The following is a 26,277-nucleotide window of genomic DNA, read 5'->3' on the forward strand; positions in this document are numbered from 1 at the left end:
TCCATGCCTACCTACGCCGTCCGCTACACCTACGACCGGACCAAGGACGACACGCGCGACGCGGTCCGCCCGGTGCACCGGGCGTACCTGAGCAGCCTCGGTGAGCTCCTCGGCTCAGGACCGCTCGTCGACGGGGCTCCCGGAGCGCTCCTCGTCCTCCGGACCGCCGACCGGGCGTCGCTGGACAGGATCCTCGCGGCCGACCCGTTCGCCCTCGACGACGTCATCAGCGAGACCGACGTCCGCGAGTGGGACCTCGTCCTCGGCCCGTGGAGCGCCTGACGCCTCGGCGCGAGCGTCCCGCCGGGCCTTCCAGAGGCTCGCGATCGTCGTCACCCCGAGGATGAGGACGATCGAGACCAGCGACGCCCAGGTGGGAATCTCGGGAGCCCACGGCACCGGCTCCCCGCCGTTGATGAAGGGCACCTCGTTCTCGGCCAGCGCGTGGAAGATCAGCTTGAGCCCGATGAAGCCGAGCAGCACCGCGAGGCCGATGTTCAGGTAGACGAGCTTCTTCAGCAGGTCGCCCAGCAGGAAGTACAGCTGCCGCAGGCCCATGAGCGCGAACAGGTTCGCCATCAGCACGAGGTACGGCTCGCTCGTCAGCCCGAAGATCGCCGGGATCGAGTCGAACGCGAAGAGCAGGTCCGTGGCACCGAGGGCGACGAGCACGATGAGCATCGGCGTGATCAGCCGGCGCCCGTTCTCCACGATCGTCAGTTTCACGCCGTGGTACTCGTCCGTCGCCGGGAACCAGCGCTGGACCAGCCGCAGGATCAGCGGTGGCTTGAACTCGTCGTCGTCGGACTCCCCCTCGCGCCCCACCCGGAACGCGGTCCAGACGAGGAACGCGCCGAAGAGGTAGAACACCCAGCTGAACGCGTCGATGACGGCTGCGCCGGCCCAGATGAAGATGCCGCGGAAGATCAGCGCCAGGATGATGCCGACCAGGAGCGCGGTCTGCTGGTACTGCCGGGGAACCGCGAACTTGCCCATGATCAGCAGGAACACGAAGAGGTTGTCCACCGAGAGCGAGTACTCGGTGAGCCAGCCGGCGTAGAACTGCCCCGCGTAGTCGGCGCCGGCGGTGAGCCACACGCCGATGCCGAAGAGCACCGCGAGCCCGATGTAGAACGCCAGGTAGCGCACGCACTCGGCGGTCGTCGGGATGTGGGGCCGACGGGCGACCACCGCGACGTCGACGACGAGCAGAGCGCCGACGAGGCCGAGCGAGACCGCCCAGATCAGGGGTGTGACATCCACGTGCTAGCCGTCAGCTCTCGTTCGCGGGAACGACGCGCACGTCGTTCCGGGTCTTGATCAGGCTCGCGACCGTCGCCACGGCGAGCGTGCCGAGGATGAAGGTCAGCGACACCCAGATGGGGATCTCGGGGGCCCAGTCCACGGGTTCGCCGCCGTTGATGAAGGGCAGCTCGTTCACGTGCAGCGCGTGCAGGACGAGCTTGACGCCGATGAAGCCGAGGATCACGGCGAGCCCCTGCGACAGGTACACCAGGCGATCCAGCAGCCCGCCGATCAGGAAGTACAGCTGGCGCAGGCCGAGCAGGGCGAACGCGTTCGCGGTGAAGACGATGAACGCCTCGTTGGTCAGGCCGTAGATCGCCGGGATCGAGTCGAGCGCGAAGAGCACGTCGGTCGAGCCGATCGCGACCATGACGACGAGCATCGGCGTGAAGAGCCGCTTGCCGTCGATCCGGACGCTCAGCCTGTCGCCGTGGTACTCCTCCGTGGTCGGCAGGACCTTCTTGAGCATCCGCACGGCCATGCCGTCGGGCTGGTCCTTCGGCGCGTGCTCCTTGTCGTGGTGCTCGCGGGCCAGCTTGACGGCCGTGTACACGAGGAACGCGCCGAAGATGTAGAACACCCAGGAGAACTGCTCGATCGCCGCGGCGCCGGCCAGGATGAAGATCGTGCGGAGCACCAGCGCGATGACCACGCCGACGAGCAGCACCTTCTGCTGGTAGATCCGGGGCACCGCGAACTTCGTCATGATGATGAGGAAGACGAAGAGGTTGTCGACCGACAGGCTCTTCTCGGTGATGTACCCGGCGAAGTACTGGGTGCCGAAGTCCCAGCCCCAGACCATGCCGAGCGCGACCCCGAAGACCAGGGCGATGGCGATGTAGAAGATCGACCACTTCACCGACTCGGAGAACGTCGGCTCGTGCGGTGTGCGCACGTGGGCGTAGAAGTCGAAGATGATCAGCCCGACGACGAAAACCGCCGTCCCTGCCCAGACCCAGCCGGACACATCCATGGATACACCTCCGGTACGAGAACATCGTGACCGAAGGTCTCCCCCGCCCGCGCGTGCTGCGTGTCGCGGACCGATCGCGCCGGGCCCCGTGCGGACAGGTCCGTGATGACGACGTGATCGTGACTGGGGTACTCCCCTTCAACGTCGGCAAGCATAGGCCACGCCGCCCGTGCGTCCCATGTGACGCTCACTGCAGGCAGAACTCGTTGCCCTCCGGGTCCGCCATGACGATCCAGAAGCTGTCCGGTCCCTCCTGGCCGTCGAACACCTGGAGCTGGATCGCTCCGAGCGCCTCGAGCTCCGCCGCCCGCGCACGGACGAAGGCCGCCCGCTCCGGCGGGGCGATCTTCGCGGCGACGTTCACGTCGAGGTGCACGCGGTTCTTGGCGGTCTTGCCCTCGGGCACCCCCTGGAACAGCAGACGCGGTCCGACGCCCTCGGGGTCGACCGCCGCGAAGATGTTCTCCTCGGGCGCCCCGACGGACTCCAGGAAGTCGCTCCACGTCGCGTGCCCGTCCGGTGGCGGCTGCTGGACGTAGCCCAGCACCTCGATCCAGAACCGGCCGAGCGCCTCCGCGTCGCCGGCGTCGAACGTCACCTGCACCTCGACAGCCATCGCGTCCTCCTCCTAGGCCGTGGCGGCCTGCATCTGGCGCAGCTCCTTCTTCATGCCCGAGATCTCGTCGCGCAGCCGCGCCGCGAGCTCGAACTGCAGCTCCGCGGCCGCCGCGTGCATCTGGTCGGACAGCTGCTGGATCAGGTCCGCGAGCTCGCCGGCCGCCGCACCGGTCAGGCGCGTGCGCTCGTCGCGCGGAGCGCCCCTCGAACCGAACCCCGGCACGGGCGCCTTGCCGCGGCTGGTCTGCCGCCCACCGCCGCCCAGCAGCTCGGCCGTGTCGGCGTCCTCACGGGCCAGCAGGTCCGTGATGTCGCCGATCTTCTTGCGCAGGGGCGTCGGGTCGATGCCGTTCTCGAGGTTGTAGGCGATCTGCCGGTCGCGGCGTCGGGTGGTCTCGTCGAGGGCTTGCGCCATGCCGTCCGTGATCCGGTCGGCGTACATGTGCACCTCGCCCGACACGTTGCGGGCCGCGCGGCCGATCGTCTGGATGAGCGAGCGCCCCGAGCGCAGGAAGCCCTCCTTGTCGGCGTCGAGGATGGCCACGAGCGACACCTCGGGCAGGTCGAGACCCTCGCGCAGGAGGTTGATCCCGACCAGCACGTCGTACTCGCCGAGCCGCAGCTCGCGCAGCAGCTCGACGCGCCGCAGCGTGTCCACCTCGGAGTGCAGGTACCGGACGCGGACGCCCTTCTCCAGGAAGTAGTCCGTGAGGTCCTCGGCCATCTTCTTGGTGAGCGTGGTGACGAGCACGCGCTCGTCCTTCTCGACGCGGTCGTGGATCTCGCCGAGCAGGTCGTCGATCTGACCGGTGGTCGGCTTGACGATCACCTGCGGGTCGACCAGTCCGGTGGGCCGGATGATCTGCTCGACGAAGCCGTCGGAGATGGACAGCTCGTAGTTGCCCGGCGTGGCCGAGAGGTAGACCGTCTGCCCGATCCGCTCGACGAACTCCTCCCAGCGCAGCGGACGGTTGTCGGTGGCGCTGGGCAGCCGGAAGCCGTGGTCCACCAGCGCGCGCTTGCGCGACATGTCGCCCTCGAACATCGCGCCGATCTGGGGCACCGTCACGTGCGACTCGTCGATGACCAGCAGGAAGTCCTCGGGGAAGTAGTCGAGCAGCGTGTTGGGCGCCGTCCCCGCGGACCGGCCGTCGATGTGCCGCGAGTAGTTCTCGATGCCGGAGCACGAGCCGATCTGGCGCATCATCTCGATGTCGTACGTGGTGCGCATGCGCAGCCGCTGGGCCTCGAGCAGCTTGTTCTGCCGCTCCAGCTCGCTCAGCCGGTCCTCCAGCTCCACCTCGATGCCCGCGATCGCGCGCTCCATGCGCTCGGGGCCGGCCACGTAGTGCGTGGCCGGGAAGATGTGGATCTGCTGCTCCGCGCGCACCACGTCGCCGGTCAGCGGGTGCAGCGTGGCGATCGCCTCGATCTCGTCGCCGAAGAACTCGATCCGGATGGCGAGCTCCTCGTACACCGGGATGATCTCGACGGTGTCGCCGCGGACGCGGAAGGTGCCGCGCGTGAACGCCATGTCGTTGCGGGTGTACTGCATGGTCACGAACTTGCGCAGCAGCTGGTCGCGGTCCACCCGGTCGCCCACGGACAGGGCGACCATGCGGTCCACGTACTCCTGCGGCGTACCGAGACCGTAGATGCAGCTCACGGACGCGACCACGATCACGTCCCGGCGGGTCAGGAGCGAGCTCGTCGCCGAGTGCCGCAGGCGCTCCACCTCGTCGTTGATCGACGAGTCCTTCTCGATGTAGGTGTCCGTCTGCGCGATGTACGCCTCGGGCTGGTAGTAGTCGTAGTACGAGACGAAGTACTCGACCGCGTTGTTGGGCAGCAGCTCCCGGAACTCCGTGGCCAGCTGGGCGGCGAGCGTCTTGTTGGGCGCCATGACCAGCGTGGGCCGTTGCAGCTTCTCGATCAGCCAGGCCGTCGTCGCCGACTTGCCGGTGCCGGTGGCGCCCAGCAGCACGACGTCCTTCTCGCCCGCGGTGATGCGCGCCGCGAGCTCCTTGATCGCCTTGGGCTGGTCGCCGGACGGCGTGTACTCGGAGATGACCTCGAACGGGGCGACGGTCCGCTGCAGATCGGTGACGGGACGCATACGACAACCGTACGGTCCTCCACCGACACCCGCGGGCCCGGGAGCTCAGTCGAGCGTGCCGGCCGTGACCCGCAGGTCGCTCTCGACGCTGGCCGCGGTCCCCACGATCGCGAGCAGCGCCGTCGCCGCGGCGTCCGTCGACAGCCCCGCGCGCGGCACGTGCACGAACCCGCTGCGCACCTCGGGCCGCGACGCGAGCAGGTGCTGGAGCGCGTAGAAGGTCGCGTTGCAGACGTAGGTGCCCGCCGAGTACGAGACCTCGGTCGGCGTCCCGGTCGCCTGCCCCGCAGCGAGGCACGCCTTGACCGGCAAGGTCGTGAAGAACGCCGCGGGCGCGCCCGCGATCACGGGCACGTCGACAGGCGCCGACCCGTCGTTGTCGGGGATCCGCGCGTCGATGAGGTTCACCGCGACCCGCTCGATCCCCACGGCCTCCCGTCGCCCGGCCTCGCCCACGGCGACCACGAGCGTCGGGGACAGCTCGGCGATCGCCGTCCGCAGCACCTGCCGGGCGCCGCGGAACGAGACCGGCAGCTCCCGCACCGCGAGGTCGTCGCCGGTCCACCGGGCCGCGACCTCCTGCACCGCCAGCCACGACGCGTTGACCGGCTGCTCCTCGAACGGCGCGAACCCTGTCAGCAGGATCACGGGGTCTCCGCCGAGAGCTCGTCAGCCCGCTCGACCGCGAGCCGCTCCCAGAGCGCGTCCACCTGGACGCGCAGGTCGTCGTCGCTGCCGGTCCCGTCCAGCACGACGTCCGCGACCGCGAGCCGCTCGGCGTCCGTCGCCTGGGCGCCGACCCGCGCCTCGGCCGCGCCGCGGTCCATGCCGCGCAGTCGGACCAGCCGCTCGACGCGCAGGAGGGCGGGTGCGTCGACGACGACCACCACATGGAAGTCGTCGGCCTGCCCGGTCTCGACCAGCAGCGGGATGTCGTGCACGACGACCGCCCCGTGGTCGACGGCGGCCGCCGCCGCGGAGCGCTCGGCCGAGAGCCGGCGCACGATCGGGTGCACGATCGCGTCGAGCCGCGCGCGGGCCGCGGGATCGGCGAAGACGATCGATGCCAGGGCGCTGCGGTCCAGGGAGCCGTCCGCGGCCTGCACGCCGGTACCGAACTCCTCGACGACCGCGTCCAGGCCGGCCGAGCCCGGCGCGACGGCCTCCCGCGCCAGGAGGTCGGAGTCGATCACCACCGCTCCGAGCTCCGCCAGTCGCCGTGCCGCGACGGACTTGCCGGCCGCGATCCCGCCTGTGAGTCCGATGCGTTGCATCCGTCCATACTGCCGTGCCCGTCGAGCCGCGCGCACAGGCAGGGGAAAAGCCAGCGGGCCGGCCACCCGAAGGTGACCGGCCCGCCGTGGACTGCTGTGATCAGTTGCCCGTGAGCTTCTCGCGCAGAGCGGCGAGCGCCTCGTCGGAAGCCAGCGTGCCCGCGGCCTCCTCGGTGCTCGACGAGTACGAGGAGGGAACCGGACCCGCGGAGGACGAGGACGAGGAGGACGTCGCCGTCGCCCCACCCTCGGCAGCCGTGAGAGCAGCCTCGGCGTCGGCCTTCGCGGCGTCGGCGACCTGCTTGCGGTGCGCCTCCCAGCGCTCGTGGGCCTGCGCGTACTGCGCCTCCCACACCTCGCGCTGTGCCTCGAAGCCCTCGAGCCACTCGTTCGTGGCCGGGTCGAAGCCCTCGGGGTACTTGTAGTTGCCGGCCTCGTCGTACTCCGCCGCCATGCCGTACAGCGCGGGGTCGAAGTCGTCGCTCGTCGGGTCGAAGCCCTCGTTCGCCTGCTTCAGCGAGAGCGAGATGCGGCGACGCTCGAGGTCGATGTCGATGACCTTGACGAAGACGTCGTCGCCCACCTGGACGACCTGCTCCGGGATCTCGACGTGGCGCACGGCCAGCTCCGAGATGTGCACGAGGCCCTCGATGCCGTCCTCGACGCGCACGAACGCACCGAACGGAACCAGCTTGGTGACCTTGCCCGGGACGACCTGGCCGATGGCGTGCGTGCGGGCGAATGCCTGCCACGGGTCCTCCTGCGTCGCCTTCAGCGACAGGGAGACACGCTCGCGGTCGAAGTCGACGTCGAGAACCTCGACGGTGACCTCCTGGCCGACCTCGACGACCTCGGACGGGTGGTCGATGTGCTTCCAGGACAGCTCGGAGACGTGCACGAGCCCGTCCACGCCACCCAGGTCCACGAACGCACCGAAGTTGACGATCGAGGACACGACGCCGGGGCGGACCTGACCCTTCTGCAGCGTCTGCAGGAAGGTGGAGCGCACCTCGGACTGCGTCTGCTCGAGCCAGGCGCGGCGCGACAGGACCACGTTGTTGCGGTTCTTGTCGAGCTCGATGATCTTGGCCTCGATCTCCTTGCCGACGTACGGCTGGAGGTCGCGGACGCGACGCATCTCCACCAGCGACGCGGGCAGGAAGCCGCGCAGACCGATGTCGAGGATGAGGCCGCCCTTGACGACCTCGATGACGGTGCCGGTGACGACGCCGTCCTCTTCCTTGATCTTCTCGATCGTGCCCCAGGCGCGCTCGTACTGTGCGCGCTTCTTGGACAGGATCAGCCGGCCTTCCTTGTCCTCCTTCTGGAGGACGAGGGCCTCGACTGCGTCGCCGACCTTGACAACGTCTCCGGGGTCCACGTCGTGCTTGATGGACAGCTCACGGGACGGGATGACGCCCTCGGTCTTGTAACCGATGTCGAGAAGGACCTCGTCGCGGTCGACCTTGACGATGGTGCCCTCGACGATGTCGCCATCGTTGAAGTACTTGATGGTGGCGTCGATCGCGGCGAGGAAGTCCTCGGCCGAGCCGATGTCGTTGATCGCGACCTGCGGGGAGGCGGGCTTCGCGGGGGTGGTGATGCTCATGTAGGGATGGGCTCCGATGCGGACAGGGAAGTTGTACGGACACGAATGGTGTGCCGGACGGCACGGTGGAAAGCGCTGGTGACCACGTGATGATGGGGCGTCCCCGGTCCGCATCCAGCAGTGCGATGTGAGACCACGTACGAGCAGCACGTTCGGGATGAGCCGCCGCAACAAGGCGCGCGGCACCGCCGTCTACCCTATCTGGGCGACCGAGGGTGGGTCAAAGCGCGGTCATGCTGCTCAACCGAGCGCGCGCGCGACCGCCAGCAGCTCGTCCGGCACGTACTTGACCTTCCCGGCGACCTCGTCGAGAGAGATCATCTGCACGGTCTCCCCGCGCAGCGCAGTCATGACGTTCGACATGCCCTGGCTGGCCGCGTCGATCGCCGCGACGCCGAACCGCGAGCCGAGGATCCGGTCCACGTGGGACGGGATGCCGCCGCGCTGGATGTGCCCGAGCACGACCGTCCGGGTGTCGAAGCCGGTGCGCTTCTCGATCTCGATCTTGAGACGCTCGCCGATGGCTCCCGCGACGATGTCGCCGAACTTCCCCAGCTGCGTCTCGTAGTGCATCGAGGTGCCCTCCGCGGGGACCGCGCCCTCGGCGACGACGATGATCGAGAAGCTCGCGTGCGCGCGGTGCCGGTGCTTGAGGAAGCGCTCGATCTTGTCGATGTCGAAGGGCTGCTCGGGGGCGAGCACGAGCTCGGCTCCCCCGGCGATGCCCGACGTCGCGGCGATCCAGCCCGCGTGCCGGCCCATGACCTCGACGATCATGACGCGGTTGTGGCTCTCCGCGGTGGTGTGGATGCGGTCGATGGCCTCGGTCGCGATGCCGACGGCGGTGTCGAAGCCGATCGACTGGTCGGTGCCCCAGACGTCGTTGTCGATCGTCTTCGGGATCGCGACGATGCGCACGCCCGCCTCGGCCACCTTGCTGGCCGCGTGCAGCGTCCCGTCGCCGCCGATGCAGATGAGGACCTCGATGCGCTCCGACTCGAGGGTGGACAGGACCGCGTCCAGTCCGCCGTCCGAGGAGTGCGGGTGGTACCGCGCGGTCCCGAGCAGCGTGCCGCCGACGGCCAGCTGGTTGCGGATGTGCTGCCGGGTGAGCGGGAGGCTGAAGCCGTCGACGACGCCGCGCCAGCCGTTGCGGAACCCGATGATCGAGTGGCCGTACTCGCCCTCGCCACGCTTCACGACGGCACGGATCGCGGCGTTCAGCCCGGGGACGTCGCCCCCACCGGTGAGCAGTCCGACACGCACGTTGGCACTCCTTCGACCTCAGGAAACTGGTGGCCGGAGCGCATCGTCGGGCTGCCGTCGCTCACACCATAACCATCCCGTGCGTCACGCAGATGACAGACGTGCTGATCAAGCGCGCGACACTGGTCGCATGACCGACGACCCGCTCGCCGAGGCCGGCTATCTCGACATCCCGCCGTCCGCGGGCGGCGCCGCGGGACGCGGCTGGTGGGACGCCAACGCGAACGAGTACCTCGACGAGCACGGCGCGTTCCTCGGGCCGGCCGACTTCTGCTGGTGCCCTGAGGGCCTGCGCGAGGCGGACGCCCGGCTCCTCGGCGACCTGTCGGGCGCGCGGGTGCTCGAGGTGGGCGCAGGAGCCGCGCAGTGCTCGCGGTGGCTCGTGGCGCAGGGGGTCTCGGTGGTCGCGACGGACCTGTCCGCCGGGATGCTGGCGGCCGGTGCCGGGTACGACGAGTCCGTCGGTCGGACGACGCCGCTCGTACAGGCGGACGCGCGGGAGCTGCCCTTCGCCGACGCGTCCTTCGACGTCGCCTTCACCGCCTTCGGTGCGCTGCCGTTCGTCCCCGACGCCGGCCGTGTCCACGAGTCCGTCGCGCGGGTGCTGCGACCGGGCGGCCGCTGGGTGTTCGCCGTGACGCACCCGGTCCGGTGGGCGTTCCCCGACGACCCCGGCGAGGCCGGCCTGACCGCCACACGCTCGTACTTCGACCGCACCCCGTACGCGGAGATCGGCGAGTCCGGGTCCGTCCTCTACGCCGAGTACCACCGGACGCTGGGCGACCACGTGGCCGAGCTGACGGCCGCAGGCTTCGTGCTCGACCGGCTCGTCGAGCCGGAGTGGCCCGCCGGGCACGAGCGGACCTGGGGCGGCTGGGGACCGGTCCGCGGCGCGCGGCTGCCGGGCACCGCGATCTTCGTGACGCACCTGGGGCGGTGACGACCGGCGTCACCGCCCCGGTGCCTCAGTGCACGACCGCCTTCTCCGAGCCGGCGCCGGTCAGCGACCGGACCTCCATCTCGGCGTACTTGGCCGGGTCGCCCTTCACCCTGCTCACGTAGGTCCCGAAGATGCCGAGCAGGAACCCGAGCGGGATCGAGATCAGGCCGGGGTTCTCCAGCGGGATCAGGTGGAAGTCGATGTCGGTGTTCTTGATCATCGACAGGCTCGCGCCGGTCACGGGGTCGACCTTGCCGGACACCACGGGCGAGAACGTGATGAGCACGAGGCAGGAGATCAGCCCGCCGTAGATGCTCCACAAGGCGCCGGAGGTGTTGAACCGCTTCCAGAACAGCGAGTACAGGATCGTCGGCAGGTTGGCGCTCGCCGCGACCGCGAACGCCAGCGCCACGAGGAACGCGACGTTCTGACCGTTGGCGAAGATGCCGCCGATGATCGCCAGGATCCCGATGACCACCACGGTGATCCGCGCGACCCGCACCTCACCGTCCGGCTTGACCTCGCCGTGCTTGATCACCGACGCGTAGATGTCGTGCGCGAACGACGCCGCCGCCGTGATCGTCAGGCCCGCCACGACCGCGAGGATCGTCGCGAACGCGATGGCGGAGATGAGCCCGAGCAGGATCGTCCCGCCCAGCTCGTACGCCAGCAGCGGTGCGGCGGAGTTGACGCCGCCCGGTGCCGCCTTGATGGCCTCTGGTCCGACGAGGGCCGCCGCGCCGTAGCCGAGCACCAGCGTCAGCAGGTAGAAGATGCCGATGAGCCAGATGGCCCAGACCACCGAACGCCGGGCCTCCTTGGCCGTCGGCACCGTGTAGAAGCGCATCAGGACGTGCGGCAGGCCAGCGGTGCCCAGAACGAGCGCGAGGGCCAGCGAGAGGAAGTTCAGCTGGCTCATCGACGTCGCGCCGTACTGCTTGCCCGGACCGAGCATCGACTCCCCGCCCTCGCCGGCCGCGTCGACAGCACCCTGCAGCAGGTCGGAGAAGTTGAAGCCGTACTCCGAGAGCACCCAGACGGTCATCACGGCCGCGCCGATGATCAGCAGCACCGCCTTGATGATCTGGACCCACGTGGTGCCCTTCATGCCGCCGATGAGCACGTACAGGATCATCAGCGCACCGACGACGGCGATCACGACGCCCTGCGCGGCCGTTCCCTCGACGCCGAGCAGGAGGGCGACCAGGCCACCGGCACCCGCCATCTGCGCGAGCAGGTAGAAGAAGACGACCGTCAGCGTGGCCAGCGCCGCCGCCATGCGGACCGGACGCTGCTTGAGGCGGAACGACAGGACGTCAGCCATCGTGAACCGGCCGGTGTTGCGCAGCAGCTCGGCGACCAGGAGCAGTGCCACGAGCCAGGCGACCAGGAAGCCGATCGAGTAGAGGAAGCCGTCGTAGCCGTTGATCGCGATCGCACCGCAGATGCCGAGGAACGACGCCGCGGAGAGGTAGTCGCCCGCGATGGCCGTGCCGTTCTGAGGACCGGTGAACGATCGGCCCGCGGCGTAGTAGTCGGCCGCGGTCTTGTTGTTGCGCGACGCCCGGAACACGATGACGAGCGTGATGGCCACGAAGCCGGCGAAGATCGCGATGTTGACCGCGGGGCTGCCGACGTCCTCGGACGTTGCCGAGTGCAGGAGGGAACGCAACGAGTCGATCATGCGCCCTCACCGTCCAGCGACGCGCCCTCCTCGATGTGCCGACGCAGTCGTTCGGCCACCGGGTCCTGACGGTTGTTCGCCCAGCGGGCGTAGATCATCGTGATGGCGAACGTGCTCACGAACTGCCCGAGCCCGAACAGCAGGCCGACCGTGACGTTGCCCCACACCTTCTGGGACATGAAGTCGTGGGCGTAGTCCGCCAGGAGCACGTACAGGAAGTACCAGGCCAGGAAGAAGGCCGTCATCGGGAACACGAAGCGGCGGAACCGCCGCTTGAGCGCCTGGAACTCGGCGCTTCTCTGTACTCGTTCGTAGTCGGTCTCTGGTTGTCCGAGCGTGTCGGTCACGAGCGCCTCCTCGAAGGAAGTCGCGGCTCCTTTGCCGCTGTGTGGCCGACACTGTGGCGCAGTTCACCCGACCCCGCACGGCGAGCCGCAAACAGAAACCCGCTCGAAACACCAGGAACGGACGGACGCCGACCCGCCCGCTGCCCCGTTCTGCGGCTCAGTGACCTGCGTCGTGCCAGGACCCGCCGACGCCGACCGTGACGTCGAGCGGCACGTCCAGCGGCCCGTCGGTCGCTCCGTCGCCCGCCGCCCCCATCTGCTCGCGGACGAGTGCCTCGACCTCGTCGCGCTCGCCGGGTGCGACCTCGAGCACGAGCTCGTCGTGCACCTGGAGCAGCATGCGCGACGACAGCCCCCGGCGCGTGATCTCCCGGTCGACACCGAGCATCGCGACCTTGATGAGGTCCGCCGCGCTGCCCTGGATCGGCGCGTTGAGCGCCATGCGCTCGGCCATGTCGCGGCGCTGCCGGTTGTCGCTGGTCAGGTCGGGCAGGTAGCGGCGTCGGCCGAGGATCGTGGCCGTGTAACCCGTCGTCCGGGCGACCTTCACGACGCCCTCGAGGTAGTCGCGCACGCCGCCGAACCGCTCGAAGTAGTCCCGCATCAGCGACGACGCCTCGGACACCTCGATGGCCAGCTGCTGCGACAGTCCGTACGCCGACAGCCCGTACGCGAGGCCGTAGCTCATCGCCTTGATCTTGGACCGCATGGCGGGCGTGACCTGGTCGGTGGGGACGTCGAACACGTGCGAGCCCACGTAGCTGTGCAGGTCCTCGCCGGAGTTGAACGCCTCGATCAGGCCCTCGTCGCCCGACAGGTGCGCCATGATCCGCATCTCGATCTGCGAGTAGTCCGCGGTCAGGAGCGTCTCGTACCCCTCGCCGACGACGAACGCGCGGCGGATCTGCCGGCCCGCGTCGGTGCGGATCGGGATGTTCTGCAGGTTCGGGTCCGCCGACGACAGCCGGCCGGTCGCCGCGATCGTCTGCTGGAACGTGGTGTGGATCCGCCCGCCGGGCGCGATCGACCGGAGCAGGCCCTCGACGGTCTGCCGCAGCCGGATGGCGTCGCGGTGCGCGAGGAGGTGCTCGAGGAACGGGTGCTGCGTCCGCGCGAAGAGGTCGGTCAGCGCGTTCGCGTCGGTGGTGTAGCCCGTCTTGTTCTTCTTGGTCTTGGGCATGCCGAGCTGGTCGAACAGGACCTCCTGCAGCTGCTTGGGCGAGCCGAGGTTCACCTCGCGCCCGATCACCGCGTACGCGTCGGCGGCCGCCTCCTGCACCTGGGCGTCGAACGACTTCTCGAGGCTGCTCAGGTACGGCTGGTCGATCGCGATGCCGGTGCTCTCCATGCGCGCGAGCACGTCCACGAGCGGCAGCTCGAGGTCCCTGAGCAGCCCGGTGGCGCCGCGGTCGGCGATCTCGCCGCCGAGCACGTCCGACAGGTCGCGGACCGCCGCGGCGCGCACGGCGGCGCGCCGGCCCTCGTCGGTCCCGTCGATCTCGAGGTCCAGGAGTCCCTGCCCGCCGTCGCCGGCCTCGGTGGCACCGAGCTCACGCCGCAGGTACCCGATGGCGAGGTCGGCGAGGTCGTACGCGCGACGGTCCGGCTGGCACAGGTAGGCCGAGAGCTCGGTGTCGAACACGACGCCCGCGAGCGGCAGGCCGCGACCGGCCAGCGCGTGCCACGCCTCCTTGGACGCGTGCACGACCTTCGGCGCGTCCGGGTCCGCGAGCCAGGCGGCGAGGGCCGTCTCGTCGACCGGGTCGATCTGCTGCAGGTCGAACGCGGCCGCGTCGCCGTCCTGGTCCGCCAGGGCGATCCCCCAGGCGTCCCCGCGGGCGGGCGCACCGGACCCGCGGATGTCGAGCCCGAGCGGCTGCCCTGCCCGCTCGCCGAGCCAGCCGCCGAGGTGCCCGGCACCGAGCACCGTCATGTTCAGCTCGGCGGCTGCGACGGCGGTCGCGGAGTTCTCGCCCTCGTCGGGGAGCATGGCGAAGAGCCGGTCGCGGATGGCGCGGAACTCGAGCTCCTCGAGGATCGCGTGCAGCGCGTGACGGTCCCACGGACGGGCGGCCAGGTCCTCGGGACCGAGCGGCAGCTCGACGTCCGTCAGGAGCCGGTTGAGCTGGCGGTTCAGGGCGACCTGCTCGAGATTGTCGCGCAGCGACTCGCCCGCCTTGCCGGGCACCTCGGCGGCGTTCGCGAGGATCCCTGGCAAGCCGTCGTACTGGCCGATCCACTTGGCCGCGGTCTTCGGACCGACCCCGGGGATGCCGGGCAGGTTGTCGCTCGACTCCCCCACCAGCGCCGCGAGGTCCGGGTACCGCTCAGGCGGCACGCCGTACTTCGTCTCGACCGCGGCGGGCGTCATCCGCGCGAGCTCCGAGACCCCCTTCACGGGGTACAGCACCGTGACGTCCTCGTTGACCAGCTGGAGCGCGTCGCGGTCGCCGGTGCAGATGAGCACCTGCATGCCCTGCGCGCGCGCCTGCACCGACAGGGTGGCCAGGATGTCGTCGGCCTCGAACTGGGGCTTGGACAGGTACGGGATGTGCATGGTGTCCAGCACGCGCTGGATCACCTCGACCTGGCCACGGAACGGCGCCGGCGTGGCGTCGCGGTTGCCCTTGTACTCCTCGTAGACCTCGGTCCGGAACGTCGTCCGGCCCGCGTCGAACGCCACCGCGACGTGCGTCGGCTCCTCGTCGCGCAGGAGGTTGGCGATCATCGAGAAGAACCCGAACACCGCGTTGGTCGGCTCTCCGGCCGACGTGGCGAACTTGTCCACGGGGAGCGCGAAGAACGCCCGGTAGGCCATCGAGTGACCGTCGATGAGGAGAAGTCTCGCGGGGGTGGTCGGGGTGGCCGCTGGCAGGACGTCGTTCACGGGTGCCAACCTATCTGCCATGTCCGACACCGACGCCCTCGCCACCGTCCCCTCCGTCGCAGGAACCCTCATCGAGAGGCTGGGCATCGAGATGATCGAGCTCTCGGCCGGTCGCGCCGTGGGGACCATGCCCGTGGAGGGCAACACGCAGCCCTACGGGCTCCTGCACGGAGGCGCGTCCGCGGCGCTGGCCGAGACGCTCGGCTCCTACGCGGCGCAGGTGCACGCCGGTCCTGGACGGGCGGCGGTCGGCATCGAGATCAACGCGACGCACCACCGGTCGGCGCGCTCGGGACTGGTCACCGGGACCGCGACCGCGATCCACCTCGGTGGCCGGCTGGCGACCTACCAGGTCGTCGTCGAGGACGAGGGCGGTCGCTTGCTCTGCACGGCGCGGTTGACCTGCATGGTGATCGACGCGCGCGACTGATCGGCGGCCTTGGCCGCGGCGGTCGGTGCCTCGTCGGGAGCCTGACGGGCCTCGCGCACCTGCCGGCGACGCGCGATGAGGTCCTCGAGCCGGCGCGTCGTGCCCGGCGCGTGGTCCTGCGCGAGCCGGCGCTGCAGGACGGCGGTCGAGACGGCGCGGTGCGAGGCGGCGGGCGCGAACCCGATCCGCGCGAGGAAGCGCTGCATGCCACGGGCGCCCGGGAGCGGCGACGAGTAGAGCTCGGTCACGCCGGCCTCCTCCGCCATCGTCACCGCCGCGATCAGCATGGCGCGGCCCAGACCGCGCCGACGCGCGTCGGGCTGCACGTAGACGGCCTCGATGTCCATCGCCACCACGTCGGTGAACGGACCGGGGCCGACGATCCGCGCGAGCATCAGACCGGCGGGCTCGCCGTCGAGCTGCGCCAGGAGGATGCGTCCGCCGGGTACGCCGAGGAGCGTGCCGAGCTGGTCGTGCAGCCGCGCCGCGTCGTCCGTGCAGAGCTGCGAGCCCACGCCCGCTTCCTGGCGGGCGGTGAGGACGAGCGCGACAAGGCTGTCGAGGTCACCCGGTTGGGCTCCGCGGACTTGCACACCGATTCGCACGGCAGTCAGACCTCCGGACGGGACGAGGGGGATCCGGTCGGGGTGACGACATCCCTGCCCGCGATGGCGTCGTCGTCGATCATGGACCACCGTGGACCGCGGTGCCTAGTCCCAGGTGGTCCCTGGCGTCCCCCGTACGGGTGCAATTCTTGGACATTTGACCAGATACTTGGTGTCGATCGGGACACGCCGGAGGTTCGGGAGCCCGATACCTCGCGTTCACGAAACGAAAGCGACACAATCCCTGCCTATCGTCCTCCCACCCGGCGGACGTCACCTGGGGGTCGGGCAACGACGCCCGGCCCTCGTGACAATCGCTTCACACGACACAGACGGACGGAGGTCCCAGGTGCGAGAACTCGCCAACCTGGACCGTGCCCGCACTCCCGACGGTTCGGCCGCCGCACGACGAGGCGCCGGAGCGCTTCTCGTGCTCCTGCTCGCGTCGCTGGTCCTGCTCTTCGCACCGTCTCCTGCGCACGCCGCCACCACGGCACCGTGCGTGGCCGACGTCGCGACCGGCTGCATCAACGGCACGATCCGCACCTCGGCAGGCGAACCCGCGACGGGCATCACGCTCACCATCGCCGGACCGGGCACCACCACGACCGCGACCACGGACGCCGAGGGCAAGTGGACCGTCGCCGTGACCACGGCCGGCGACTACACGGTCACCCTCGACACCGCGACGCTCCCCGCCGGCGAGAGCCTGCGCAACCCGGAGGCGAACCCGCGGACGGTCACCGTCACGCTCGGATCGTCGAGCGGCGCGCTGTTCCCGCTCGGCGAGCCGTCGGCCGGGGGCGGCAGCGGCTCGAACCCGAGCTCGACCAGCGCACCGGGCGGCACGGGCGACAACGGTGAGACCGGCGCACCGACGGGATCGTCGACGGAGGGCGGGTTCAGCTGGCAGCGCCTCGCGCAGCAGATCACCAGCGGCCTCGTCTTCGGCGTCCTGCTCGCGCTCGCGTCCGTCGGCCTCTCGCTCATCTACGGCACGACGGGGCTGAGCAACTTCGCTCATGGCGAGCAGGTCACGCTCGGCGCGATCATCGCCTACATCGGCGTGCAGACCTTCGGTCTGCCACTGCTCGTCTCCGGCATCATCGCGGTGCTGGTCGGTGCGCTCTCCGGATACGTCCAGGACGCCGGGATCTGGCACCCCCTGCGCAAGCGCCGCGTCGGCACGACCCAGCAGATGATCGTCACGATCGGGCTGGCCATGGCGCTGCAGTACACGTACCAGTTCTTCTTCGGCGCGAGCGCGCTGCGCATCGTCACGGCGAACCCGAACATCGTCCACCTCGGCACCGTCCGGATCTCGGTCGCGTCGATCTGGTCGGTGATCATCGCGTGCGCCGCGCTCGGTGCGGTCGCCTACTTCCTGCTCGCGACCCGCGTCGGTCGGGCCACGCGCGCCGTGTCCGACAACCCCGCTCTCGCGGCGGCCTCGGGCATCACCGTCGAGCGGATCATCCGTCTCGTCTGGGTGATCGGTGGCGCGCTCGCCGCGCTCGGCGGCGTGCTCATGGGCCTCTACCTGAACGCGACGAGCTGGAACATGGGAGGCGCACTGCTGCTCCTCATGTTCTCTGCCGTCACGCTCGGCGGGCTCGGTGCCCCGTTCGGCGCACTCGTCGGCTCGATCGTCATCGGTCTCGTCGTCGAGCTCTCCAACCTCGTGCTTCCCAGCGACATGCGGTACGCCGGGGCGCTCCTCATCCTCATCCTCGTGCTTCTGCTACGCCCCCAGGGACTTCTGGGCCGCGCCGAGCGGATCGGTTAAGGAGTAGCCATGGACTGGTCCCGGATCTTCACCAACGTCGTCGCAGAGGCGTTCGCACCCACCACCGCCGCCTACGCTCTCGGCGCCATCGGACTCAACATCCACTTCGGCCTCACCGGGCTGCTCAACATGGGCCAGGCAGGCTTCGTCCTCCTCGGCGCCTACGGTTTCGCCATCGCGACGATCGCCGGCTGGCCGCTGTGGGCGGCTGTGCTCGTCGCGATGGCCGCGGCCGCCGTCTTCGCGCTCGTTCTCGGCATCCCCACCCTGAAGCTGCGCGGCGACTACCTGGCCATCGTCACCATCGCCGCGGCGGAGATCGTCCGGCTCGTCGGCCGTTCGACGGCGCTCACCGAGCTGACGGGCGCGTCGTCCGGCCTTCGCGGCAAGGACTACAAGGAGACGTTCCAGGGAGCCTCTCCCCTGCCGGACGGGACCTGGGACCTCGGACCCTTCAGCTACCAGACGAACGCCTCCAACGGCTGGTGGATCAGGATCGTCGCCTGGGTCGTCGTCGGACTGGCCTGCTGGCTCGTGTGGCTGCTCATCCGGTCCCCGTGGGGCCGCGTGCTCAAGGGCATCCGCGAGGACGAGGACGCCGTCCGCTCGCTGGGCAAGAACGTCTACTCGTACAAGATGCAGTCACTGATCCTCGGCGGCGTCATCGGTGCGATCGCCGGCATCATCTACGTGCTCCCCCGAGCCGTGCAGCCCGACTCGATGGGCCGCACCATGACGTTCCTCATGTGGACGATCCTGCTGCTCGGCGGTGCGGCCACCGTGTTCGGACCGGTGCTCGGCTCGATCATCTTCTGGGTCGGTCTCATGTTCATCAAGACGGTGATGCGTGACGGCGTGCCGGAGACGGTGATGCGCGGCGAGCAGATCGAGGCGTTCGGCTGGATCATCGTCGGGATCACGCTCATGCTGCTGGTGATCTTCAGGCCACAAGGCATCCTGGGCGACAAGAAGGAGCTGGCGATCAATGTCCGCTGACCTCCCCCCTGGCGACGTCAAGGTGGCCGCCGAGAGCCGTCGCGCCGCCGTCGCTGCCGAGCTGGCGAACGTGGAGCGGGTCCCCGGCGCGGCCAAGCCCGACTCGATCGTCGTGGCCGACCACGTCACCCGTCACTTCGGTGGCATGACGGCGGTCGACGTCGACCACATCGAGGTCCAGCGCGGGGCGATCACCGCGCTGATCGGCCCGAACGGTGCCGGCAAGACCACGCTGTTCAACCTCCTGACCGGCTTCGACAAGCCGAGCACGGGGACGTGGTCGTTCGAGGGGCGCTCCCTGGCGGGCGTCTCGGCGGCCCGGGTCGCGCAGTCCGGCATGGTCCGCACGTTCCAGCTGACCAAGGCGCTCAGCCGCATGACGGTCATCGAGAACATGCGGCTCGGCGCCACCAAGCAGCCCGGCGAGAACCTGGCCACGGCACTCGTGCCGGCCCTCTGGCGCAAGCGCGAGGCCGAGATCACCCTGCAGGCCGAGGAGCTGCTCGCGCGGTTCAAGCTCGACACCAAGCGCGACGACTTCGCGGGCAGCCTGTCCGGCGGACAGCGCAAGCTGCTCGAGATGGCCCGTGCGCTGATGAGCAAGCCGACCATGGTCATGCTCGACGAGCCGATGGCCGGGGTGAACCCGGCCCTGACGCAGTCGCTGCTCGGCCACGTCGAGGCGCTGCGCGACGAGGGCACCACGGTGCTGTTCGTCGAGCACGACATGCACATGGTCCGGCACATCTCGGACTGGGTCATCGTCATGGCCGAGGGCCGGATCGTCGCCGAGGGGCCGCCCGAGACCGTCATGCAGGACCAGGCCGTCATCGACGCCTACCTGGGCAAGCACCACGACACGGACCTGGGCGACGACAGCCTCCTGGACGACGAGACGACCGAGCAGCTCGAGGCCGAGGTCCAGGCCGAGGAAGAGGCTCGCACCCAGCACGAGGAGACCCCGTGACCACCGAGACCACCGACGCCGCCTCCGTCCACCGCGGCGCTCCCACCGGTGAGCCCCTGCTCGACGCGCGCGACGTGTACGCGGGCTACATCCCGGGCGTCGACATCCTCAACGGCTGCAACCTCGTGGTGCACCCCGGCGAGCTCGTCGGCATCATCGGGCCCAACGGCGCCGGCAAGTCGACGCTCCTCAAGGCCCTGTTCGGGCTCGTGACGGTCCGCACCGGCTCGGTCACGCTCAAGGGCGAGGACATCACGCACCTGCGCGCGGACTCTCTCGTCCGTCGCGGCGTCGGCTTCGTGCCGCAGTCCAACAACGTGTTCCCCTCGCTGAGCATCGAGGAGAACCTGCAGATGGGCCTGTTCCAGGCGCCCAAGAAGTACGCCGAGCGGTTCGAGTTCATCGTCAGCCTCTTCCCGACCCTCGGCGACCGCCGCAAGCAGCGTGCGGGGTCCCTGTCGGGCGGCGAGCGGCAGATGGTGGCGATGGCGCGGGCGCTCATGATGGACCCGTCGGTCCTGCTCCTCGACGAGCCGTCGGCGGGGCTGTCCCCCGTCCGCCAGGACGAGACGTTCATCCGGACGCGCAAGATCAACAAGGCCGGCGTCTCGATCGTCATCGTCGAGCAGAACGCGCGCCGGGCGCTGCAGATCTGCGACCGCGCGTACGTGCTCGACCAGGGGCGCAACGCGTACTCCGGGCCCGGTCGCCAGCTCATGAACGACCCCAAGGTCATCGAGCTCTACCTGGGCACCCTGGCCACCGACGTCGAGGCCGCGCACAAGCCGCCGGAGGCCTAGTCCCCGGTGGTCCGTCCCGGCTCCACGTCGGTACCCGGGACGAGGCCGACGTCGGTGATGCCCAGCTCGTCGGCCAGGAACAGGAACGCGCGTCCGTAGGGGTGCTCCCCCACGTCCGTGCGCACCTGGTCCCAGTCGATCTGCTCGCGCAGCGCGCGCACGATGGCCAGCAGGCGCCCGAAGTCGCAGGCGTGCTCGCCCAGCACGCGCAGCTTCGCCGAGACGATGTCCGTGGCGCCCAGGACCGGCATCCGCACCGCCAGGACCTCCAGGACGTCGCTGCGGGCCAGCAGCTCGTCCGTGACGGGCTCCCCGACCATGCGGAACAGCACGTCGACCAGCTGCCCGTGGTGGAACGCCTTGAACAGCCAGTTCTCGGCGGGCTCCGACACCTCGAGGCCCTTGGCCGCGATCGCCTCCTTGGCCCGGTCGATGTCACGCTCGGTGATCGCGAAGTCGGCGTCGTGGCTGGGCTCGGGAGCGCCGCGGGCCCACGCCGCGTAGCCGCCGACGAGGGCGAACGGGATCTCGGCGTCCATGAGGGCGACCGCGGTGAGCCGCAGGCCGTCCTGGAGCGCGGAGCGGTCGTCGATGGCGTCCGTCTGCGTCATGGCACGCAGGTCTACACCCCGACGCGCGCTCCCGCAGGCCGACGGGTTGAATCGTCGGGGTGCGCATCGCGACGTTCAACATCCTGCACGGCCGGTCCCTCGACGACGGCGAGGTGGACCTGGACCGCTTCGCGAAGGCGGTCCACGCCCTCGATGCGGACGTGCTGGCGCTCCAGGAGGTCGACCGGGACCAGCCCCGCTCCCACGGCGCCGACCTGACCCTCGTGGCCGCCGAGGCGATGGGGGCGACCGAGCACCGGTTCGCGGCCGTCCTGCACGGCGAGCCGGGCGTCTGGACCGCGCCGACGGGCGACCGTCAGCCCGCGGCCGCGAGTTACGGCATCGCGCTGCTGAGCCGGTTCCCGGTGGAGCGGTGGCAGGTGATCGACCTGCCGCTCCTGCGGCGCCGTGCGCCGGTGCGGTGGCCGGGGAGCCGGTGGCCGACGCTGGTGCGCGACGAGCCCCGTGCGGCGCTCGCGGCCCGCGTACGGACGCCACAGGGGGACGTCACGGTCGTCGCGACCCACCTGACGTACATCCCCGGCCACAACGTCCGGCAGCTGAGGCACCTCGCGGGGCAGGCGCGGGCTCTCCCCCGCCCCGTCGTCCTGCTGGGCGACCTGAACCTCGACCTGGGCACCGCGACGAGCGTGTCGGAGTTCGAGCCGCTGGCGACCGGGCCCACGTACCCCGTCGGCCGTCCGACCCAGCAGCTCGACCACGTCCTGGCGTACGGCCCCGTCCACGCGTCCGGGCCGGCCCGGACGATCGACACGGGCGTCTCCGACCACCGGGCCCTCGTCGTGGACCTCGAGCTCGGCTAGACGCGACGAAGGCCGGCGTGGATCGCTCCGCGCCGGCCTCCGCCGATGTCACGCCAGGTGAGGCGTCAGGTCAGGTCAGTCCTCGACCTTGCCCTCGACGGCCTTGACCCAGACGTTCTTGTTGTCGGCCCCGTACTTGTAGACGCCGATGAACGCGCTGGACGGGTCGTTGTCGGCGTTGAACGGTCCGACACCGGCCTGGCCCTTGTACTGGATGTCCTTGCCGTCCTCGATGAGGGCGACGCAGTCCTTGAACGACGAGCACTCCTCGCCACCGTCGGCACCCGAGACCGCAGCCAGGTTCGCCTGGATGGTCTCGCCGTCGGTGCCGCCGCCCTTGACCGCCGCGAGGGCGGCGAGGATGGCCGCGTCGTACGACTCGGGGCCGTACGCGAAGTCCTTGAGGTTCGGGTCGACCGTCTTGAGGGACGCCTGGAACTCGGCGCTCGGGAAGGCGCCCGGGATGGTGCCCTGGGCACCCTCGAGCGTTCCGGGCTGGAAGTCCGCGGAGTAGTCGGCCGTGTTGCCGTCGACCAGGTAGATGTTCGCCGGGGAGACGCCGGCGGCGACCAGCCCGGGGATGATCTGCTTGGTCTGCTCGAACGCCAGGACCGCGACGGAGTCGGGGTTCGTGGCGAGCAGGGCCGTGATGTCGGAGTCGAAGCTGCTCGCAGCCGGGTCGAACTCCTGGCCGGCACCGTTGGCACCGTAGGTGACCGTGCCACCCGCGGCCTCGATCGTCTTCTGCGCCACGTCGCGCAGCGACGTGCCGTAGTCGTCGTTGAACACGAGGATGCCGACGTTCGCGTGCCCGTCACCCGTGATCAGGTTGCCGAGCGCCGCGCCCTGGACCGTGTCCGGCGGGGCGGTGCGGAAGTAGTACGGCGAGTAGCCGGACAGCTTCGTGGCCGTGTTGGCCGGCGAGATCTGCACGACCTTCGCGGCGGTGATGTCGTCGACGACGTTCAGGGTGACCGACGAGGATGCCGCGCCGATGATGACCTGGACCTTCTTGGAGAGAAGGTCGGTCACCGACTGCGTCGCAACCTCGGCGTGGTCGGCGTCGGACGAGTCCGCGTCCTCCTGGACGACGTCCTTGCCCAGGACGCCACCGGCCTCGTTGATCTCCTTGACGGCCAGGCCGACGCCCGCGATCTCGGGCGGGCCGAGGTAGGCCAGGGATCCCGTCTGCGGAAGGAGCGTGCCGATGATCAGCGCATCGGCGGACGGCGCCGCGGCGGACTCGGACGAGCCGTCACCGCTGTCGTCGCTGCTGCCGCATGCGGCCAGCACGAGCGCCGTAGCGCCTGCCAGGGCCGCGAGCCGGACTGCGTGTGTCGAACGAATCATGCGTGGTACCCCTCTGTGAGTACTGCGATCCGCGGGATCTCGGTAGAGATCCTGCAGTGTGGCGTGAAAGTACTCATAGTTTGTGTCCAGCGTGTGAAACCGGAAGTTACCGGGGCGTGTTGTTGCCGAGTTGTGACACGGAGCGAACCAATTCGGGCGCCACCGCGACGTCGGCGTGACCTGCTGTCTTGCCTGACGAGACTCAGGCCGAGCCGCCACCGACCTGCTCGATGACCGCGTCGGCCACCTCGCGCATGGTCAGGCGACGGTCCATCGAGGTCTTCTGGATCCACCGGAACGACTCCGGCTCGGTCAGGCCCATCTTCGTCATGAGCAGGCCCTTGGCCCGGTCCACGCGCTTGCGGGTCTCGAACCGCTCCGCCAGGTCGGCGACCTCGGACTCGAGCGCGGCGATCTGCGCGTACCGCGAGATGGCGATCTCGACGGCGGGCAGCAGGTCGGCGGGGCTGAACGGCTTGATGACGTACGCCATGGCGCCCGCCTCGTTGGCGCGCTCGACGAGCTCCTTCTGCGAGAAGGCCGTCAGCAGCACCACGGGTGCCAGGTGCGCCTTGCCGATGCGCTCCGCCGCGGAGATCCCGTCGAGAATCGGCATCTTGACGTCCATGACGACGACGTCCGGCTTGAGGTCGGTGACGAGCTGGACGGCGGTCTCGCCGTCGCCGGCCTCGCCGACCACGTCGAAGCCCGCGTCGCGCAGCGTCTCGACGACGTCCATGCGGATGAGCGCCTCGTCCTCGGCCACCACCGCCCGGCGAGCGGCGCGCGCCGGCGTCGGCGTCGGCTCCGCCTCGGGAGCGGTCGAGCTCAGGTCGAGGGCGGCCTGCGTGGGATCGGGCTTGGCGTCGGTGCTCACGTGCACAGAGTAGTAGGCGCCACCCGTCCGTTCGCAGCAGGTGCGCCTGTGAGCCCGCCCACCTGCGTCTCGGTCCTGTGCTCGGCCGGTATCCTGCTGCACGGCCCCGATAGCCCAACCGGCAGAGGCGTTCGGCTCAAACCCGATCCAGTGTGGGTTCGAATCCCACTCGGGGCACTTCGTCGCGACGCAAAACCGCAGGTCAAGACAAGATTCTCCCTGTGCGACGGGCACACTGTGGGGACGGTGGTAAGCCCCGCGGGGGGCAGCCACGGGCGAACCTGCAGGTCACACGCCCTACCCGACTGGGATCCGGTCCCCCACCGGTGCGCTTGCCCAGACTGCGCGGCACCGTCTTCCGCACCCCCGCGCGAGCCTGGAGCCCCCTCGAACGACACCGCCGCCGTCGCCTCTCCGCCCTCGCAGCTGGTTGCTGAATGAAGCTACGCCGCTCTACGGTGACGATCCTCCACCCGACACCCACCGACACGTGCGCTGCTAGGTGCCGGACGCGTCGAAGCCTGTGGTTCGGATCAGTCGGGCCGGGACGCCGGCCACGACCGCATTGCCCTGCACGTCCTTGGTGACGACCGCCCCGGCGCCGACGATCGCACCGTCGCCGATCGTCACGCCCGGGACGATCGTGACGCCCGCACCCAGCCAGACCTTGCGCCCGATGACGACCGGTGCCGGGATCATGTCGGCACGGCGGGCGGGGTCGACCGCGTGGTTGAGGGTGACCACCGTGCAGCCGTGACCGATGAGCGTGCCGGCGCCGATGGTGATGCCCCCGGCGTCCTGGAACGTGCAGCCCATGTTGATGAAGACGTCGTCGCCGAGCGTGAGGTTCTTGCCGAACTCGCAGTGGAACGGCGGGAAGACGGTCACCGAGTCCGGCACCGCTCGGCCGGTCAGCCGCGACAGCAGGGCGCGGACCTCCTCCGGCGGGTGGAACCCGGTGTTCAGCTCGGCGGTGATCCGCAGGGCGTCCTGGGCTGCCTGGTGCAGGAAGGCGTGCTCCGCGGAGCCGCCCACCAGGACGGCGCCGGTCCGCACGTGGTCGAGGAAGTCCTGAAGGCTCATCTGCTGGCCCTGTGGTCGAAGTGGTGTGGTCACGACGATGCGTCGGCGCGCGCCGGGTCGGCCGCCCAGGAGGCGAGCAGGCGGAGGCGTTCGGCCGACGGCGAGCCGGGTTCGGCGGTGTAGACCATGAGCACCTGGCCGGGCTCGGCGGTGATGGCGAGCTCCTCGTAGGCGAGGGTGAGCTCGCCGACCACGGGGTGGTGGAACCGTTTGGTGCCGGCTCCGTGCGTGCGGACGTCGTGCGCGCCCCAGAGCGTGCGGAAGGTCTCGCTGCGGGTGGAGAGCTCGCCGACGAGGTCCTGCAGCCCCTTGTCGTGCGGGTCGCGGCCCGCCTCGGCGCGCATGATCGCGACGCACATCTCGGCGAACAGGTCCCAGTCGGGGTAGAAGTCGCGGGCGGCGGGATCGAGGAACTGGAACCGCGCGAGGTTCGGTGTCCGGCCGCCGTCGCCGAGGACGGGCGAGTAGAAGGCGCGGCCGAGCGCGTTGGTGGCCAGCAGGTCCTGGCGCTGGTCGCGGACGAACGCGACCCCGTCGGTGATCGCCGAGAGCGTCCACTGCAGGCTCGGTCGGGGTGCCGACGAGCGCGTGCCGCGCCGGCGGGACCGGCCCGACGAGGGGATGCCGTCCGCGGCGCGGGCGAGGTCGAACAGGTGCGCGCGCTCGGAGTCGTCGAGCTGCAGGGCCTGCGCGACGGAGTCCAGGACGGAGGCCGACGCGCCGCCGATCGCCCCGCGCTCGAGCTTGGCGTAGTACTCGACGCTCACGCCCGCCAGGGCCGCGACCTCGCTGCGGCGCAGGCCGGGCACGCGCCGGTTGGTCCCGCCGATGACGCCCGCGGCGTCGGGGGTGACCTTCGCGCGCCGCGACATGAGGAACTCGCGCACGTCCGCTCGGTTGTCCATGCACTCGACCGTAGGCCCGGTCCG

The 26,277-nt window shown here is 70.1% G+C and carries 24 protein-coding genes, 1 tRNA gene and 1 pseudogene; 9 read left to right on the plus strand and 17 right to left on the minus strand.

What is annotated here, in order from left to right; genetic code table 11:
* Positions 1-3: 3 nt before the first annotated feature.
* Positions 4-192, plus strand: a pseudogene (locus AC1DUE_RS08725) (YciI family protein); the annotation flags it as partial.
* Here AC1DUE_RS08725 and AC1DUE_RS08730 read toward each other — a convergent pair.
* The 8 genes from AC1DUE_RS08730 to AC1DUE_RS08765 all read right to left on the minus strand — a co-directional run bounded on the left by AC1DUE_RS08730 (position 115) and on the right by AC1DUE_RS08765 (position 9,161).
* A complete protein-coding gene (locus AC1DUE_RS08730; RefSeq protein WP_477039014.1) occupies positions 115-1,263 on the minus strand; it encodes a TerC family protein in 1,149 nt (382 codons plus the stop codon). The pseudogene AC1DUE_RS08725 and the gene AC1DUE_RS08730 overlap by 78 nt on opposite strands.
* Positions 1,264-1,273: 10 nt before the next feature.
* Positions 1,274-2,278 carry a TerC family protein gene (locus AC1DUE_RS08735; RefSeq protein ID WP_477039015.1) on the minus strand — a complete coding sequence of 335 codons (1,005 nt, stop codon included), beginning with the start codon at positions 2,276-2,278 and terminating at the stop codon, positions 1,274-1,276.
* A 187-nt stretch (positions 2,279-2,465) separates the two neighbouring features.
* Entirely contained in the window at positions 2,466-2,894 is a 429-nt protein-coding gene (locus tag AC1DUE_RS08740) for a VOC family protein (RefSeq protein ID WP_477039016.1), read from the minus strand.
* A gap of 12 nt (positions 2,895-2,906) precedes the next feature.
* Positions 2,907-5,012: an excinuclease ABC subunit UvrB gene (gene uvrB / locus AC1DUE_RS08745; protein ID WP_477039017.1), complete on the minus strand. Its 2,106-nt coding sequence runs from the start codon at positions 5,010-5,012 to the stop codon at positions 2,907-2,909.
* A 45-nt stretch (positions 5,013-5,057) separates the two neighbouring features.
* Complete coding sequence (locus tag AC1DUE_RS08750) at positions 5,058-5,660, minus strand: pyroglutamyl-peptidase I (RefSeq protein WP_477039018.1); 603 nt, start codon at positions 5,658-5,660, stop codon at positions 5,058-5,060.
* Entirely contained in the window at positions 5,657-6,286 is a 630-nt protein-coding gene (gene coaE / locus AC1DUE_RS08755) for a dephospho-CoA kinase (RefSeq protein ID WP_477039019.1), read from the minus strand. Before coaE ends, AC1DUE_RS08750 begins: the two co-directional genes overlap by 4 nt.
* Before the next feature lie 100 nt (positions 6,287-6,386).
* On the minus strand, positions 6,387-7,895 hold the full coding sequence (rpsA, locus tag AC1DUE_RS08760) for a 30S ribosomal protein S1 (RefSeq protein ID WP_477039020.1): 1,509 nt from the start codon (positions 7,893-7,895) through the stop codon (positions 6,387-6,389).
* A gap of 240 nt (positions 7,896-8,135) precedes the next feature.
* Positions 8,136-9,161: a 6-phosphofructokinase gene (locus tag AC1DUE_RS08765; protein ID WP_477039021.1), complete on the minus strand. Its 1,026-nt coding sequence runs from the start codon at positions 9,159-9,161 to the stop codon at positions 8,136-8,138.
* Between the two features lie 130 nt (positions 9,162-9,291).
* On the opposite strand from AC1DUE_RS08765, the gene AC1DUE_RS08770 reads away from it, so the two are divergent.
* Positions 9,292-10,101, plus strand: coding sequence for a class I SAM-dependent methyltransferase (locus AC1DUE_RS08770; protein ID WP_477039022.1), 810 nt, complete (start codon positions 9,292-9,294; stop codon positions 10,099-10,101).
* Between the two features lie 25 nt (positions 10,102-10,126).
* Here AC1DUE_RS08770 and AC1DUE_RS08775 read toward each other — a convergent pair whose 3' ends face one another.
* From AC1DUE_RS08775 to polA, 3 genes are all read right to left on the minus strand, one after another.
* Complete coding sequence (locus AC1DUE_RS08775; RefSeq protein WP_477039023.1) at positions 10,127-11,785, minus strand: solute symporter family protein; 1,659 nt, start codon at positions 11,783-11,785, stop codon at positions 10,127-10,129.
* Positions 11,782-12,132 (minus strand): DUF485 domain-containing protein, encoded by a 351-nt coding sequence (locus tag AC1DUE_RS08780; RefSeq protein WP_477039024.1) that lies wholly within the window; start codon positions 12,130-12,132, stop codon positions 11,782-11,784. Before AC1DUE_RS08780 ends, AC1DUE_RS08775 begins: the two co-directional genes overlap by 4 nt.
* A gap of 157 nt (positions 12,133-12,289) precedes the next feature.
* Entirely contained in the window at positions 12,290-15,040 is a 2,751-nt protein-coding gene (gene polA / locus AC1DUE_RS08785; RefSeq protein WP_477039025.1) for a DNA polymerase I, read from the minus strand.
* Here polA and AC1DUE_RS08790 point away from each other — a divergent pair.
* Complete coding sequence (locus tag AC1DUE_RS08790) at positions 15,039-15,449, plus strand: PaaI family thioesterase (RefSeq protein WP_477039026.1); 411 nt, start codon at positions 15,039-15,041, stop codon at positions 15,447-15,449. The two genes, polA and AC1DUE_RS08790, sit on opposite strands and share 2 nt — an antisense overlap.
* On the opposite strand, the gene AC1DUE_RS08795 is transcribed toward AC1DUE_RS08790, so the two are convergent.
* On the minus strand, positions 15,365-15,964 hold the full coding sequence (locus AC1DUE_RS08795) for an N-acetyltransferase family protein (RefSeq protein ID WP_477039027.1): 600 nt from the start codon (positions 15,962-15,964) through the stop codon (positions 15,365-15,367). The genes AC1DUE_RS08790 and AC1DUE_RS08795 overlap by 85 nt on opposite strands.
* 439 nt (positions 15,965-16,403) lie before the next feature.
* On the opposite strand from AC1DUE_RS08795, the gene AC1DUE_RS08800 reads away from it, so the two are divergent.
* From AC1DUE_RS08800 to AC1DUE_RS08815, 4 genes are read left to right on the plus strand one after another with little or no spacing between them, the layout of a single operon-like run.
* Entirely contained in the window at positions 16,404-17,840 is a 1,437-nt protein-coding gene (locus AC1DUE_RS08800; RefSeq protein ID WP_477039028.1) for a branched-chain amino acid ABC transporter permease, read from the plus strand.
* 9 nt (positions 17,841-17,849) lie between these two features.
* Positions 17,850-18,836: a branched-chain amino acid ABC transporter permease gene (locus AC1DUE_RS08805; RefSeq protein ID WP_477039029.1), complete on the plus strand. Its 987-nt coding sequence runs from the start codon at positions 17,850-17,852 to the stop codon at positions 18,834-18,836.
* A complete protein-coding gene (locus AC1DUE_RS08810) occupies positions 18,826-19,803 on the plus strand; it encodes an ABC transporter ATP-binding protein (protein WP_477039030.1) in 978 nt (325 codons plus the stop codon). Before AC1DUE_RS08805 ends, AC1DUE_RS08810 begins: the two co-directional genes overlap by 11 nt.
* 56 nt (positions 19,804-19,859) lie before the next feature.
* Positions 19,860-20,603, plus strand: a complete 744-nt coding sequence (locus tag AC1DUE_RS08815; RefSeq protein ID WP_477039273.1) for an ABC transporter ATP-binding protein — start codon at positions 19,860-19,862, stop codon at positions 20,601-20,603.
* On the opposite strand, the gene AC1DUE_RS08820 is transcribed toward AC1DUE_RS08815, so the two are convergent.
* A complete protein-coding gene (locus tag AC1DUE_RS08820; RefSeq protein ID WP_477039031.1) occupies positions 20,600-21,214 on the minus strand; it encodes a nucleotidyltransferase family protein in 615 nt (204 codons plus the stop codon). The two genes, AC1DUE_RS08815 and AC1DUE_RS08820, sit on opposite strands and share 4 nt — an antisense overlap.
* 59 nt (positions 21,215-21,273) lie before the next feature.
* Here AC1DUE_RS08820 and AC1DUE_RS08825 point away from each other — a divergent pair, with 59 nt between their 5' ends.
* Complete coding sequence (locus tag AC1DUE_RS08825; protein WP_477039032.1) at positions 21,274-22,038, plus strand: endonuclease/exonuclease/phosphatase family protein; 765 nt, start codon at positions 21,274-21,276, stop codon at positions 22,036-22,038.
* A gap of 75 nt (positions 22,039-22,113) precedes the next feature.
* Here the strand turns inward: AC1DUE_RS08825 and AC1DUE_RS08830 are convergent, their stop codons facing one another.
* On the minus strand, positions 22,114-23,388 hold the full coding sequence (locus tag AC1DUE_RS08830; RefSeq protein WP_477039033.1) for an ABC transporter substrate-binding protein: 1,275 nt from the start codon (positions 23,386-23,388) through the stop codon (positions 22,114-22,116).
* A gap of 202 nt (positions 23,389-23,590) precedes the next feature.
* Positions 23,591-24,220: an ANTAR domain-containing response regulator gene (locus AC1DUE_RS08835; RefSeq protein ID WP_477039274.1), complete on the minus strand. Its 630-nt coding sequence runs from the start codon at positions 24,218-24,220 to the stop codon at positions 23,591-23,593.
* Between the two features lie 148 nt (positions 24,221-24,368).
* Here AC1DUE_RS08835 and AC1DUE_RS08840 point away from each other — a divergent pair.
* A tRNA-Leu gene (locus tag AC1DUE_RS08840) sits at positions 24,369-24,442 on the plus strand.
* 321 nt (positions 24,443-24,763) lie between these two features.
* On the opposite strand, the gene AC1DUE_RS08845 is transcribed toward AC1DUE_RS08840, so the two are convergent.
* The gene (locus AC1DUE_RS08845; RefSeq protein WP_477039034.1) at positions 24,764-25,348 is read right to left on the minus strand and encodes a sugar O-acetyltransferase; all 585 of its coding nucleotides are present in this window, start codon (positions 25,346-25,348) and stop codon (positions 24,764-24,766) included.
* A 29-nt stretch (positions 25,349-25,377) separates the two neighbouring features.
* Positions 25,378-26,253: a helix-turn-helix transcriptional regulator gene (locus tag AC1DUE_RS08850; protein ID WP_477039035.1), complete on the minus strand. Its 876-nt coding sequence runs from the start codon at positions 26,251-26,253 to the stop codon at positions 25,378-25,380.
* Between the last annotated feature and the right edge of the window lie 24 nt (positions 26,254-26,277).

Source organism: Cellulomonas sp. P4_A2 (assembly GCF_056402515.1).